The sequence below is a fragment of the Amycolatopsis sp. TNS106 genome (assembly GCF_019330265.1).
In the GTDB taxonomy this organism is placed as follows: domain Bacteria; phylum Actinomycetota; class Actinomycetes; order Mycobacteriales; family Pseudonocardiaceae; genus Amycolatopsis; species Amycolatopsis lurida.
The window spans coordinates 6,901,864-6,915,026 of record NZ_CP024972.1 but is presented as its reverse complement, the minus strand read 5'-3'; the positions used below and the strand labels follow the sequence as shown (position 1 = coordinate 6,915,026).

The window sequence follows — 13,163 nt, the reverse complement described above, 5'->3', positions numbered from 1 at the left end:
TCTTGTGAGGCTGGTCACTGTATCGATCATCGGGGGCCGCTTCCAGTGCCTGTTCTGTCCGGCGGCGGACCGTTTCTGTCGGTGCGCTGTGCCAAGCTTCCGAAGGTGGACGGCACGGTGCGATCCGGCAAGGGCCGGCGGCTTCTCGACCGCGCGACGGCGGGGATCCCGGCTTCGCTGTACCCGGTCACCCATGTGGCCGAGTTGCCGGCCCGTCCGGCGGATCGCGTGGACTGGCCGGAGTGGGCGGCGGGTCCGGTCGTCGAGGCGCTGAAGGCGAACGGGGTCGAGGCGCCATGGCGGCATCAGGTGGAGGCCGCGTCCCTGGCTCGCGCGGGCAGGCACGTCGTGATCTCGACCGGCACCGCCTCGGGCAAGTCGCTCGCGTACCAGTTGCCGGTGCTCTCGGCACTCGTCGAGGACGAGCGGACCACGGCGCTGTACCTGTCGCCGACCAAGGCGCTCGGCGCCGACCAGCTGCGCGCAGTGTCCTCTTTGGACATCAAGAAGACCCGGCCGGCGTCGTTCGACGGCGACACTCCGCTGGAGGAGCGGGACTGGGTCCGCGCGCACGCGAACTGGGTGTTCACGAACCCGGACATGCTGCACCGCGGGATCCTCTCGTCACACGCGCGCTGGTCCCGGTTCTTCCGACGGCTCTCGTTCGTCGTCGTCGACGAATGCCACAGCTATCGCGGTGTCTTCGGTTCCCATGTGGCGCTGCTGCTGCGCAGGCTGCGAAGGGTCGCGGCGTACTACGGCGCTTCGCCGGTCTTCGTCCTCGCGTCCGCGACGACGGCGGACCCGGCGGCGTTCGCGTCGAAACTCACCGGACACGACTGTGTCCCCGTCACCGAGGACGGCTCGCCGCGCGGCGAGCGCACGGTCGCGCTGTGGGAACCCCCGCTGCTGTCGGAACTCTCGGGCGAGAACGGGGCGCCGGTGCGGCGTTCGGCGGGGGCCGAGGCTTCCCGGATCCTCGCCGAACTGGTCATCGAAGGCGCTCGCTCGCTGGCTTTCGTCCGGTCGCGGCGGGGCGCGGAGCTGACCGCGCTCGGCGCCAGGCGCATTCTGTCCGAAGTGGACGGTGCGCTGGCGGAATCCGTCGCCGCGTACCGATCCGGATATCTCCCGGAGGAACGGCGAGCCCTCGAAGCGGCGTTGCTGTCCGGGCGGTTGCTCGGTGTCGCGACGACGAACGCGCTCGAACTCGGTGTCGACATCGCCGGGCTGGACGCGGTGGTACTGGCAGGCTATCCGGGGACGCTCGCTTCGTTCTGGCAACAGGCGGGCCGGGCCGGGCGCGCGGGCGACGCGGCACTGGTCGTGTTCGTGGCCCGCGACGATCCGCTGGACACCTACCTCGTGCACCATCCGGCCGCGATCCTGGACCGACCGGTGGAGGCCGCCGTCCTCGACCCGTCGAATCCGTATGTGCTCGGACCGCAACTGGCCTGCGCCATCGCCGAACTCCCGCTGACCGAACCAGAGGTCGCGGCCTTCGGCGGTGACGCGGCACGCGCCGTACTCGCCGATCTGGTCAAGGAGAAGATCGTCCGCCGCCGCACGAGCGGCTGGTACTGGACCTCGCGCGACCGGCCGCACGCCGAGGTCGGCATCCGGGGTTCCGGTGGCGAGCAGATCGCCGTGGTGGAAGCCGATTCCGGCCGGATGCTCGGCACCGTCGACCCGGGTTCCGCCTGTTACGCGGTCCATCCCGGCGCGGTGTACCTGCACCAGGGTTCGTCCTACGTGGTCGACGAACTGGATCTGGAGACCGGGCTCGCCCTGGTTCACGCGGAGGACCCGGACTGGACCACGTCACCGCGCGAGATCGTCGACATCAGCGTGTTGCGCACCGAAGAGAAGCGAGTGCACGGCGGGGTCACGGTGAACCTGGGCGAGGTTTCGGTGAGCTCGCAAGTGGTCGGCTACTTGCGGAGACGTCCGTCCGGTGAGGTGCTGGACCAGACTCCGCTGGATCTGCCGGAGCAGAGCCTGCACACGCGTGCCGTCTGGTACACGATCTCCGCCGAGCTGCTCGGCGCGTCCGATGGCGTGGCGGGGACCGGGGGCCATCGGTCGGGGACCGAAGTTCTGGAGCCGGTGGGGACCGGAGGCTCCAGGGTGGGGACCGAGGAACTTGGCGGGGCACCGGGGACGGGCGCCGAGTTGGATCCGGCGCGCGTCCCCGGTGCCCTGCATGCCGCCGAGCACGCGGCGATCGGCCTGCTACCGCTGTTCGCTACTTGCGACCGCTGGGACATTGGCGGGGTGTCGACCGCGTGGCACGAAGACACCGGGGAGGCGACGGTGTTCGTGCACGATGGCCATCCCGGGGGTGCGGGATTCGCCGACCGCGGGTTTGCCGCGATTGTCCCTTGGCTGGCCGCAACGCGGGAGGCGATCGTTTCCTGCGAGTGCCCGGCCGGCTGCCCGTCCTGCGTCCAGTCGCCGAAGTGCGGGAACGGCAACGATCCGCTGGACAAGGCGGGGGCGGTGGCCGTTCTGGACACCGTGCTCGGGGCTTTGCGTCAGCACGGGTCCGTGTCCGGCCACTTGGTGGTTTGAAATTGTGGGTTGATCAGGCGGCGGTGCTGAGGCTCGCCACCGGGGCGACGGCCTGGTCGCCGGCCAGCGCACGGACGAGCACGTCGTGCACCTCGGCGGCCTCGGGCAGCTGCCAGCCCCAGACCTCGGGCTTGACCCGCCAGTGCACGACACCGTGCTGGAACGGCGACGGGGGCAGCGGGATGTAGCCGTTCGCACCGTGCCACTGGATCGAGGCCTGGTCGGCCAGTTCCCGCGGGATGCTCGCGGCGACGGTGGTGAGGAACAGCCAGCGGCCGTTCGGCATCGCGACGATCGGGGCGGGGTGCCCGGTGGCGCGCAGCAGGCGGGCGGCGGCCTTGCCGAGCTCGTCGTCGACCTCGATGGCGTCGAGCACGGTGCCGGTGGCGACGAGCAGGCTGTGCGTGTCGTCGCCGAACCAGGTGGCGACCTCGTGCGGGTGGGTCTCGGTCAGCTCGCGCCAGTTGTCCTGGGCCGGGACGGGACGCCGCCAGGTGAGGTCGTCTCCTTCGGCGGTGAGCGCCGCGGGCTCGGCACCCGGGAGCACCGGCCAGCCACGCCAGGCGAGACCGATCGCCTCCGCACGCATTTCGATGCGGAAGGCGCCCCGCCAGCTGTCCGGCCAATTCGCGTCCAACATTACTGTCCCTGCCTCAGGTCAACTCTGTCCTGTGTCTGTCTCTGTCCGCACCGGCCTCGGCGAGCTTTCGAAGTGGCGCACATCTCAATAAACGGCAAGTTGCACATCGGGAGAAGACCTCACGCGACAACCGGCGGTTACTTAGCGATGAACGCGCGGTAGTGCGACCGGACGGACCGAACGCCGGACGTCCGGTTAACGGGCCCGCGCGACCGGGATGGAGCCGCTGGTCGCAGCCGACCTGGGCTTCCCGCCTGCGTGACGGCGCTCAGGATGAGCGGCGGGCGGCCGTTCGGCGGCGAGCTGATCATGGGTTCGACCGCTCGCCGCGCCTCAACGACCGCTGCTCGCGCCCAGCGGTTACTCGCGCGTACTACCGGCCGGTCACCGCCCGGCGACCGTTCACCGGGCGACGTCCGTCACGGTGGCCGGTCGACCGGACCCGCCCGGGCCCGTGCCTCCGCCCGACCGGCGACCGCCGGCCGGCCCGACGGCTCAGAGCGCACTTCGACCAGGGCGTCGCCGCGTTCCCACCGGCAGCTCAGCAGCGTGACCGACATCCGGACGGCGACCTGCCGCGCCCGTTCGCAGGCCGCGGCGGGACCGTCCGACGCGTGTGATGCCGCCGCGAGCGCCGCCAGGTCCGCGGCGGCCTCGGCACGGTGCCGGGTCGTGACGGCCGCGCCGATCCAGAAGGCGACCGCCGCCGCGGCGACCAGGACGGCGACGAGCGAGGCGGTCCACACGGTCGCGACGCCGCGATCGTCGGCGGTCACGGCCCGCTCCCCGGCTCGGCGATGGCGAAGGCGCTGGAGCGCAGCCGGATACCGGGCAGGAGCCCGGCGACCGGTTCGGCCTCGACGCCGGCCGTGATCGTGTCGCCTTCGCGGACGATGTTCAGCCGGGCGCCGGGCGGCGCGATCTCCCGCACGGCCTGTTCGGCACGGGCGGGCTGGCCGCAGGCGAGCAGCCTGGCGGCCTCGCGGGCCGCGTCCGTGCAGCGGAGCTGGTCGGAGGCGACGCCGATCCCGGCGAGCAACAGGGCCGAGACGAAGGTCAGCGCGCCGATGCCGAGCGCGGCCTCCACCGTGACGGAGCCGCGATCCTCCCCGCGCATCAGAACTTCACCGACAAGGCCCGCTCGATGAGCGCGGTGAGCCCGGCGCGGACGGGTTCGCTGTCGATGACCAAGTAGAGGAGGGTCGCCAGCGCGGCGGCGGCCAGGGTGGCGATGGCGTATTCGATCGTCGCCATGCCGTCGTCTTCACGGAAGGTGGGGAGCTTGTTCAAGGGAATCGCCTTTCAGTGATAGCCGGTCGGTGAACCCGCGACCGCGATCGACGCGGCCGTGTTCACGTCTTTCGATCGCTTCTCGCGCTTTCTTCAGCGCCGCTCTCCGGCGCTCAGAGGACGCCGTCGAGCCGCCCGGCGAGGCCGAGCACGACGGGCAGGACACCGAGGCACAGGAACGCGGGGAGAAAGCACAGGCCGATCGGGGCCGCCAGGAGCACTCCCGCCCGTTCCGCGCGTTCCTCGGCCTCGGTGGAAAGCGACTCGCGCAGTCTTCGCGCGAGGTCCTTCGCGTGCGTGGCGAGCGCGGTGCCCGCCCGCGCCGTCCGGACGGCGGCGACGGCCAGTTCGGTCAGGCCAGGCCGGTCACGGACCGGCGCCCAGGCTTCCGCCGGCTCGACACCCACGGCGAGGTGCGACGCCACCGAACGCAAAGCAGCCGCGGTCTTCGGAGAGGCGGTCGGCACGACGGCCTCGAGCGCGACGGGTACTGGCAGCCCGCCGGCCAAGCAGGCGGCCAGCAGATCGAGGGTGGCCGCCGACCGGACGAGTTCGAAGGTGCCTTTGTCCCGGGGCGGGCGTTCCCGAAGCCGCGTGAACAGCCGGCCTGGCCGCGCTACGCCTCCGGTCGCCACGTACGGCCAACAGAAGACGGCACCACCCAGCAGGATCAACGCCGCGCCGGTCAGCATGACGCCACCCGACCGGTGAGGGCCCGGCACCATGCCGTGCCCGCCCAGACGAGTCCGCTGCCCACGACGAGCAGCAGCTGCCCGGCGCCCGTCCCGGTGAGGACTTGGACGGGGCCCGCCCCCATCGCCTCGCCGAGCGGCAGGCACACCAGCGGGAGAGCCGCGAGCACGGCGGCACTCGCCCGGGGACCGGCCATCTTGGCTTTGAGCCGGCGGCGGAAACCGATTTCCGCCTCCGCGTCCTGCCGCGCGGCATCGAGCACGTCGGCCATCGGCAGCCCGAACCGGTTCGCGAGCGTCCACGCGTTCACCAGCGCCGGTGGCGCGTCCGGATCGGCGACGGTCTCACCACCGAACCGGGCGGCCGCGATGAGTCCGCGCAGCCGCTCGGACGCCGCGGGGATCGCCTCCGCGGTGGCTTCGGCCGCCGTCACCGGATGGGCGCCGGCGCGGAGTTCACCGATCATCGTCCGCAGCACGGACGCGCTGAGCTCGGCTTCGGCCAGCGCCGCCTTCGCCCGTGCCCGCGACCGGACCTCCTGGCGGACGGTCACGGTGAACACGAGTACGGCCACCGCCCAGCCGATCCCGAGGAACGGCAGGACGAGCAGCGCCGGCAGAGGCCACCAGCCCGTCCGAACCACCCGGGGCGAACGCCAGGCGATCGGCGCGCGCACCATCGGCTCAGGCCAGCAGGCCAGCCCCGCGCCGCAGGAGAGCAGGAACCAGGGATTCATGCCGCCAGCTCCTCGAAGGGCGTCTCGTCACCGATCCAGGTGCCTTTGCTCCACACCGGAACGACTTTGGCCTCACCTCGGAAGGACCGAAGGACACCGACCTCGTCCAGCCGCCGGATCCCGCTCGGCAACCGGACCATGTGCAGGACCACCCGCACCGCCGCCGTCAGCTGGCTGTGCAGCGCGTCCCGTTTCAGGCCGCCGAGCGCGGCCAGCGCCTCCATGCGGGCCGGGACCTCCTCCGAGGAATTGGCGTGCAGGGTGCAGCCGCCGCCCTCGTGCCCGGTGTTCATCGCGTTGAGCAACGCGATCACCTCTCCACCGCGCACCTCACCGACGACCAGGCGGTCCGGGCGCATCCGCAACGCTTGCCGCACCAGTTCGCTCAGCCCGATCTCGCCCGCACCCTCGACGTTGGCCGGGCGGGTGAGCAGGCTGACGAACTGTGGATGGTCCGGTTGCAGTTCTCCGGCGTCCTCGACGCAGACGATGCGCTCGCCCGGCGGCACGGCGCCGAGCAACGCGGCGAGCAAGGTCGTCTTGCCCGACCCCGTCGCGCCGGAGACCAGGAATGCGAGCCGTCGCCGGATGACCGAGTCGAGCAGCTCCGCACCGCTGGTGCCGAACACCCCGCGCAGCCGGAGCTCGGCGAGGTCATGGGTGGCGGGCCGGAGAACGCGGAGCGAGAGGGAGGTCCCGGCGGGCGCGAGCGGCGGGAGTACCGCGTGCATCCTGACCCGGCCCTGTGGCCCCACTCCAGGCAGCCAGCAGTCGGCGAACGGTTGCGCGTCGTCCAGCCGCCGCCCGCCGGCGAGGGCGAGCCGCTGGGCCAGCCTGCGGACCGCCTCCTCATCGGCGAAACGGATCTCCGTCTTCTTGGGGCCTGTGCCGGTGTCCACCCAGACCTTGTCGGGAGCGGTGACGAGAATGTCGGTGACGCCGGACTTTTCGAGAAGCGGCGCGAGCGGGCCGGCGCCGACGAACTCGTCGCGGGCCAGCCGGACCGCTCCGAGTACGGCGTCCTGACCGAGTGCGCCGCCCGCTTCGGCGCGGACCGCCCGCGCGACGCTCACCGGATCCGCCGGGGCCGCCGATCCGGCCAGCCGCCGCCGGACCCGCTCGACCAGATCTTCGGTCATCGCGCGGCACCGGCCAGGTTTCCGCGCGCGGCCGCGAGGACCTCGGTGGCGGCCGTGGCCAGGTGCCCGCGATGTCTCGGGACGAATTCGCCGCGGTCGAGCGCGACCGAGAGAGCCCGCTCGCGGCCCATCGACGTGATGAGCGGGACGCCGACCGCGTCGGCGATCTCCTGCGGGATCAGCCCGGCGGGCGACGGCCCGCGGACCGCGACACCGATCCTCGTCGCGTGGGGTTCGAGCCTGGCGATGACCTGTTTCGCCGCGGCACAGGCACGGAGTTCGGCGGGTACGACGACCACGACGAGATCGGCCAGTCCGAGCACGGTGGCCGTCTCGGCGCCGAAATACCTCGGCAGATCGCAGACGACCGTCCGTCCCGCCCGCCGTCCGGCGTTCAGCACACCCTCGATCGCCTCCGGCCCGGGGCCGCGGCCTTCCCTGCCATAGGACACAAAGGACAGTGAGCCGGTCGAGTATTTCTTTCGCGGCAGGGCTTCGCTCAAAGCGGCCATGGACACCCTGCCGCCGAGGTCGAGCTCCGGCCAGCGGGGCCCGCGATCGCGTTCGGCGGCGAGCAGGACGTCGACCCCGCCACCGAGCGGGTCGCAGTCGACCAGCAGCCCGCCGGTGCCGGACTTTTCCGCTTGGTACGCGACGGCGGCCGCCAGCACGGAAGCCCCGGCACCGCCCCGCCCGCCGATGATCCCGATGACGACACCGTCGTCACGCGCGGGCCCGTCGACGACGTCGGCGAACTCGCCGATGAGGTCGCCTTCCTCGTCCGGGAGCGACAGGACCTTCTCCGAACCGGTGTTGAAGGCACGCTCCCAGGTCACCGGCGTCGGCGCGCCCTTGCAGACCAGCAGGACCTTGTTCCTTCGCAGCAAGCGGTTCGGCGCGCTCGCGGCTTCCTCGTCGAGCACCACGAGCGGCGCGCGGGCCCACCTTCCGCGGGCGGCGGCCAGATCGGATGCGCGCTCGACCTCGCAGCCCGCGGCCGCGGCCACGCGCAGGATCTCGTCGAGCAGGATGTCGTCGCCGGCGACGACGAGCGGATGTTCCGCGGTCATGGCTCCCCCAGTGATTCGGTCGGACTCGGGTGATGACTCCACGGTCGCGCCGGCCCCCGCCGCGCACAACGCCATTCCGTCCCGCCTGTGGACAACCGGGGTGTTGTGGACAACTCCGCCACGAGAAACCGGTTTTCGTCGGTCCTTCACCGCACGGATCCAGGACACCTCTCACCCTGGGGCGAGAGCGCGAAAAGGGTTGAGAGAAAAGAAAGTTAACGAACTCCCGGCGAGTTCAGCCTTGTCCTGGCACGCTTTTCACGAGAAACGAGGTCTGAACCATTGGCACCGCAAGGGATAAGGAGGCGGCCCTCGCCAGGGGGGAGGGACGAGGGCCGCCTGGGGTTCAGCCCCGGGGGGTCGGACTGAACCTGGGCCCGGTGCAATACCGGACAATCTCACTGTAACTCCGGTACCGGCCCGTTGCGGGCGACCTCCGTACCCACAATTCGATAACGGCACGACACGCCGGAGCGGGTACGCGGTCGTGGATTTTCCACCGCGGCATCCCGATCGTGGTCGACCAACGGGCGCGCGGCCGTCCGGCTCTCCTATCCTTGGCGAGTGGACCGACCCAGTACGACGCCCAGCCAGGTCGCGGCGTTCTTCGATCTCGACAAGACGATCATCGCGTCATCGAGCGCGTTGGCCTTCAGCAAGCCGCTTTTGCGCGAAGGCCTGATCAACCGCCGAGCCGCGCTTCGCAGCGCGTACGCCCAACTCGTCTTCTCCCTCGCGGGCGCGGACGCGGCGAAGACCGAGCGGATGCGGGCCGAGGTTTCCGCGCTGTGCGCCGGATGGGATGTCGCGCAAGTCTCCGCGATCGTCCGCGAAACGCTGCACGACGTCGTCGATCCGCTTGTCTACGCGGAGGCGGCGGAACTGATCTCCTCGCATCGCGCGGACGGGCACGACGTCGTGGTGCTGTCGGCGACCGGCGAGGAAGTCGTCGCGCCCGTCGCCGAAATGCTCGGCGCGACGCGCAGCGTCGCCACGCGGATGCAGATCGTGGACGGTCGCTACTCGGGCGAAGTCGATTTCTACTGCTACGGCGAGAACAAGGCCGTCGCGGCGAAGCAGCTCGCGGCGACTTACGGCTACGACCTCGCCCAGTGCCACGCGTACACCGACTCCAGCACCGACATCCCGCTCCTCGAGGTCGTCGGACGGCCGCACGCGGTCAACCCCGACCGCGTGCTGCGCAAGCACGCGACGGAGCAGGGTTGGGAGATCCTCGCCTTCGAGCACCCGATGTCGCTGCGGACCCGGATCCCGGCGCGCTCGGCCGGCTTAGTCGCGCTCGGCGCCGTCGCCGCGGGGGCCACTTGGTACGGCTACAACCGGCGCAAACGTACCCGCTGAGCGCACACCCACACGGCGGTACCGAACCGGTTTTCGCAGTCAGGGCCGCGAATTGTCCGTCGCGGAGGGTGCCCGTGTCACTAGATCGAGCCTCTGTACCGGTGCACCCGTCTGCGCACTTGAAGTGACCCGGCTCACGGCGTAGAAAGTAGGTGCGGACGTTCGGTCGGCCAGGGAACAGGTAGAAGAGAAGCCTGTTCCACCCCGGCGAATCTCCGTGTGCGGACACCGGGTACCCACGCGCAGCGCGCCGCGGGAGGCTCGTCGTCTAGGGACTGCGTACCGGGACGCCGGACGCCGAGTCCATGAAGGTACGACCAGAGTTGCACGCTTGGTCGCCCGAGTGGTCCGCACCGACTGGCGGCGCCCGCCGGCTTCTTGCCGACGGGCGCCGCCAGTGTTTTGCCCCCGTTTTCAAGCGTGACAGGCCCCTTCGCGTCCCTTTGTGTATGAACGGACCGTTCGTGCGGGTGGCCGATGGACAAGCAAAGTGCTCGTGGGTAGCTTCCGGATATCAGTGCTTCCAGGTGGACTTCTTTCCATCTGAGAGTCAGGCACGAATCTGGGAGGCTTGAGGTGACGACCCGAACCGCGCACGCCCGTCATCGGAGGATCCATGCGCTCGCCCTGCCCCTCGCGGGCCTGCTCACCCTGGGTGCCGGAGCCTCGGTGGCGGTTCCGGCGACCGCGCAGCCGGTGACGGCGGACGTGGAGGCGCAGCGGACGCTGCGCGGGCTGACCCTGGAGCAGAAGGTCGGGCAGCTGTTCGTCACGTGGGTGAACGGGAAGTCCGCCGACGAGGTCAACGCCAAGAACAAGGCCGACTTCGGCGTCGACACCCCGGCGCAGGTGATCGAGAAGTACCACCTGGGCGGCGTCATCTATTTCAACAACGACAGCCGCGACAACTTCGACGACCCGGTGCAGGTCGCCAAGCTCTCGAACGGGCTCCAGCGGGCCGCGCTCCGCAGCGGCGCCCGTATCCCGTTGCAGATCGCGACCGACCAGGAAGGCGGCACGGTCACCCGGATGGGTGCCCCCGCCACCGAGCTGCCGAACGCGATGGCGATCTCGGCGGGCCGTGACACCAAGGCCGCGCAGGAAGCCGCCCGCATCCTCGGGCACGAACTGCGCGCCGTCGGCATCAACCAGGACTTCGCACCCGACGCCGACGTGAATTCCAACCCGGCCAACCCGGTGATCGGTGTCCGGTCCTTCTCCGGTCGCCCGGAGCTGGCGAGCCAGTTCGTCGAAGCGCAGGTCAAGGGCTTCCAGAACTCCGGACGGCGCTCCGAGACGGTGTCCGCCGCCGCGAAGCACTTCCCCGGTCACGGTGACGCGGCCACCGACAGCCACCACGAGCTGCCCAGGATCGACCGCAGCGAGGACAGCTGGCGCGCGACCGACGTGCCGCCGTTCAAGGCCGCCATCAAGGCGGGCATCGACTCGATCATGAGCGCGCACATCCAGTTCCCCAGCCTCGACCCGTCGGGCGAGCCGGCCACGCTGTCGAAGCCGATCCTCACCGGCAAACTGCGCGAGGAACTCGGTTACCGCGGCGTCGTCGTCACCGACTCGCTGTCGATGGACGCCGTGCGCGAGATGCACACCGACGCGGAGATCCCGGTGCTGGCCCTCAAGGCGGGTATCGACCAGCTCCTCATGCCGGTGAACCTCGAACTCGCGATCAACTCCGTGCTCGACGCCGTCCGCAAGGGCGAGCTGACCGAGCGCCGCATCGACGAGAGCGTCCTGCGGGTGCTCAAGCTCAAACTGAACCGGGGCATCCTGACCTCGCCGTTCGTCGACCCGGCCAAGGTGATGTCGAAGGTCGGCACGCCGGCCAACCTCGCGACCGCGCAAGGCATCGCCGACCGGTCGGTCACCGCGATCCGCAACGACGGCGGTGTCCTGCCGCTCGAGCAGCAGCCCGCGAAGACACTCGTGACCGGCTGGGGCGTGAGCACGACGACGTCGCTGGCCGCGAAGCTCACCGCGCACGGAACGCAGGCGACCGCGTTGCAGACCGGTCAGACGCCGACCGACGCGCAGATCTCCCAGGCCGTCGCGGCGGCGAAGAACGTCGACCTCGTCGTCGTGCTGACCAACAACGTCGGTACGTATCCCTTGCAGGGCAAGCTGTTGCAGGCGCTGGCCGACACCGGGAAACCCGTCGTCGCGGTCGCCGCCCAGATCCCGTACGACGCCGGTTACGAGAACCCGATCAAGACGTGGCTCGCCACGTACGGCTACATCTCGCCTTCGCTCGAAGCGTTGGCGAAGGTGATCCTCGGGAAGGTGAAGCCGCAGGGCAAGCTGCCGGTGGACGTTCCCGCGGGCAAGGACGTAGGCACGGTGAAGTACCCCTTCGGCCACGGACTGACCTGGTGAGCCTCAACCGCCGCCACTTCCTCACCACCGGTGTGCTCGCGGTCCCCGCGCTGACGGCCGGGTCCTCCGTCGCGGGGGCCCAGCCGGAAAGCGAGAGCAAAGGTCCCCCGCTCACCCGCACCGGAGCGGACGTGCTCGCCGCGAAGGGCTGGGCGCCGCTGTCCGGCCGCAAGCTCGGTGTGCTGTCGAATCCGACGGGAGTACTGGCGAGCGGCGACCACATCGTCGACTCGATGGTCGCCGCCGGGGTCCGGCCGCTCGCCGCGTTCGGGCCGGAGCACGGTTTCCGCGGCAGCGCGCAAGCGGGCGGCTCCGAAGGTGACTACACCGATCCACGCACCGGCGTACCCGTCTACGACGCGTACGGCGCCGACGCGACGAAGCTCGCCGGGATGTTCACGAAGGCGGGCGTCGACACTGTCGTCTTCGACATCGCCGACGTCGGCGCGCGGTTCTACACCTACATCTGGTCGCTGTACACGGCGATGGTCGCGGCGGCGAAGGCCGGTGCGGCGGTCGTCGTGCTGGACCGGCCGAACCCGTTGGGCGGCAAGGCCGCCGGGCCGATGCTGAACCCGGCGTTCGCCTCGGGTGTCGGCCGGAAGCCGATCGTGCAGCAGCACGGCATGACCGTCGGCGAGCTCGCGCGGTTCTTCGCCGCCGAGTTCCTGCCCGCCGAAGGTGTCACGCCGGGCAAGCTCGAAATCGTCGAAGTGCGTGATTGGCGCCGTGATCAGCTCTTCGCACGCACCGGGTTGACGTGGGTCCCGCCGAGCCCGAACATGCCGACGCCGGATACCGCGCTCGTCTATCCCGGCACCGGGATGTTCGAGGGCACCGCGTTCTCCGAAGGCCGGGGCACCACCAGGCCGTTCGAGATCGTCGGCGCGCCGGGCCTCGACTGGCGCTGGCGCGAGAAACTCGGCGAACAACGGCTGCCCGGGGTGAAGTTCCGCGAGGCGTACTTCGTGCCGACGTTCGGCAAGTTCGTCAACGAGCCCTGCGGCGGCGTGCAGGTGACGGTCACGGACCCGCGGGCCTTCGACGCCATCCGCACCGCGGTCACCATGTTCGTCACCGCGAAACAGGTGCACCCGGACAAGTTCACATGGCGGCCCGACAACTTCCTCGACAAGCTCTCCGGCTCCGACAGGTTGCGCACGATGATCGACAAAGGCGCGGGAGTGGACGAGATCGTCGGGTCCTGGCAGGCCGAACTGGCCGAGTTCGACCGGAAACGCCGTCGCCATCTCATCTATCGCTGAGGGGAA

The 13,163-nt window shown here is 70.6% G+C and carries 12 protein-coding genes; 4 read left to right on the top strand and 8 right to left on the bottom strand.

Features of this window, described 5'->3' with window-relative positions; translation table 11 throughout:
* The first annotated feature begins 105 nt into the window (after nucleotides 1–105).
* Nucleotides 106–2,571 carry a DEAD/DEAH box helicase gene (locus CVV72_RS31860; protein ID WP_219147545.1) on the top strand — a complete coding sequence of 822 codons (2,466 nt, stop codon included), beginning with the start codon at nucleotides 106–108 and terminating at the stop codon, nucleotides 2,569–2,571.
* Nucleotides 2,572–2,584: 13 nt separating this feature from the next.
* On the opposite strand, the gene CVV72_RS31855 is transcribed toward CVV72_RS31860, so the two are convergent.
* From CVV72_RS31855 to ssd, 8 genes are all read right to left on the bottom strand, one after another.
* The gene (locus CVV72_RS31855) at nucleotides 2,585–3,211 is read right to left on the bottom strand and encodes a bifunctional DNA primase/polymerase (protein WP_219147544.1); all 627 of its coding nucleotides are present in this window, start codon (nucleotides 3,209–3,211) and stop codon (nucleotides 2,585–2,587) included.
* 419 nt (nucleotides 3,212–3,630) lie between these two features.
* Nucleotides 3,631–3,987, bottom strand: a complete 357-nt coding sequence (locus CVV72_RS31850) for an Rv3654c family TadE-like protein (protein WP_219147543.1) — start codon at nucleotides 3,985–3,987, stop codon at nucleotides 3,631–3,633.
* Entirely contained in the window at nucleotides 3,984–4,328 is a 345-nt protein-coding gene (locus tag CVV72_RS31845; RefSeq protein WP_219147542.1) for a TadE family type IV pilus minor pilin, read from the bottom strand. Before CVV72_RS31845 ends, CVV72_RS31850 begins: the two co-directional genes overlap by 4 nt.
* Nucleotides 4,328–4,501 carry a DUF4244 domain-containing protein gene (locus tag CVV72_RS31840; protein WP_219147540.1) on the bottom strand — a complete coding sequence of 58 codons (174 nt, stop codon included), beginning with the start codon at nucleotides 4,499–4,501 and terminating at the stop codon, nucleotides 4,328–4,330. The genes CVV72_RS31845 and CVV72_RS31840 overlap by 1 nt, the downstream gene beginning before the upstream one ends.
* Nucleotides 4,502–4,614: 113 nt before the next feature.
* Nucleotides 4,615–5,193 carry a type II secretion system F family protein gene (locus tag CVV72_RS31835; RefSeq protein WP_219147538.1) on the bottom strand — a complete coding sequence of 193 codons (579 nt, stop codon included), beginning with the start codon at nucleotides 5,191–5,193 and terminating at the stop codon, nucleotides 4,615–4,617.
* A complete protein-coding gene (locus CVV72_RS31830; RefSeq protein ID WP_219147536.1) occupies nucleotides 5,187–5,930 on the bottom strand; it encodes a type II secretion system F family protein in 744 nt (247 codons plus the stop codon). The genes CVV72_RS31835 and CVV72_RS31830 overlap by 7 nt, the downstream gene beginning before the upstream one ends.
* A complete protein-coding gene (locus tag CVV72_RS31825) occupies nucleotides 5,927–7,069 on the bottom strand; it encodes a TadA family conjugal transfer-associated ATPase (RefSeq protein WP_219147534.1) in 1,143 nt (380 codons plus the stop codon). Before CVV72_RS31825 ends, CVV72_RS31830 begins: the two co-directional genes overlap by 4 nt.
* Nucleotides 7,066–8,139: a septum site-determining protein Ssd gene (gene ssd, locus CVV72_RS31820; RefSeq protein ID WP_219147532.1), complete on the bottom strand. Its 1,074-nt coding sequence runs from the start codon at nucleotides 8,137–8,139 to the stop codon at nucleotides 7,066–7,068. Before ssd ends, CVV72_RS31825 begins: the two co-directional genes overlap by 4 nt.
* Before the next feature lie 564 nt (nucleotides 8,140–8,703).
* On the opposite strand from ssd, the gene CVV72_RS31815 reads away from it, so the two are divergent.
* The 3 genes from CVV72_RS31815 to CVV72_RS31805 all read left to right on the top strand — a co-directional run bounded on the left by CVV72_RS31815 (nucleotide 8,704) and on the right by CVV72_RS31805 (nucleotide 13,157).
* Entirely contained in the window at nucleotides 8,704–9,501 is a 798-nt protein-coding gene (locus CVV72_RS31815; protein WP_219147530.1) for an HAD family phosphatase, read from the top strand.
* Nucleotides 9,502–10,077: 576 nt separating this feature from the next.
* Entirely contained in the window at nucleotides 10,078–11,892 is a 1,815-nt protein-coding gene (locus CVV72_RS31810; protein WP_255632320.1) for a glycoside hydrolase family 3 protein, read from the top strand.
* A complete protein-coding gene (locus CVV72_RS31805) occupies nucleotides 11,889–13,157 on the top strand; it encodes an exo-beta-N-acetylmuramidase NamZ domain-containing protein (RefSeq protein WP_219147528.1) in 1,269 nt (422 codons plus the stop codon). The genes CVV72_RS31810 and CVV72_RS31805 overlap by 4 nt, the downstream gene beginning before the upstream one ends.
* Nucleotides 13,158–13,163 lie beyond the last annotated feature (6 nt).

Coding starts and splice junctions, on each gene's coding strand:
- CVV72_RS31835 (WP_219147538.1), bottom strand. CDS start 5,193: ATGCTGACCGGCGCGGCGTTGATCCTGCTGGGTGGTGCCGTCTTCTGT.
- ssd (WP_219147532.1), bottom strand. CDS start 8,139: ATGACCGCGGAACATCCGCTCGTCGTCGCCGGCGACGACATCCTGCTC.
- CVV72_RS31825 (WP_219147534.1), bottom strand. CDS start 7,069: ATGACCGAAGATCTGGTCGAGCGGGTCCGGCGGCGGCTGGCCGGATCG.
- CVV72_RS31830 (WP_219147536.1), bottom strand. CDS start 5,930: ATGAATCCCTGGTTCCTGCTCTCCTGCGGCGCGGGGCTGGCCTGCTGG.
- CVV72_RS31845 (WP_219147542.1), bottom strand. CDS start 4,328: ATGCGCGGGGAGGATCGCGGCTCCGTCACGGTGGAGGCCGCGCTCGGC.
- CVV72_RS31855 (WP_219147544.1), bottom strand. CDS start 3,211: ATGTTGGACGCGAATTGGCCGGACAGCTGGCGGGGCGCCTTCCGCATC.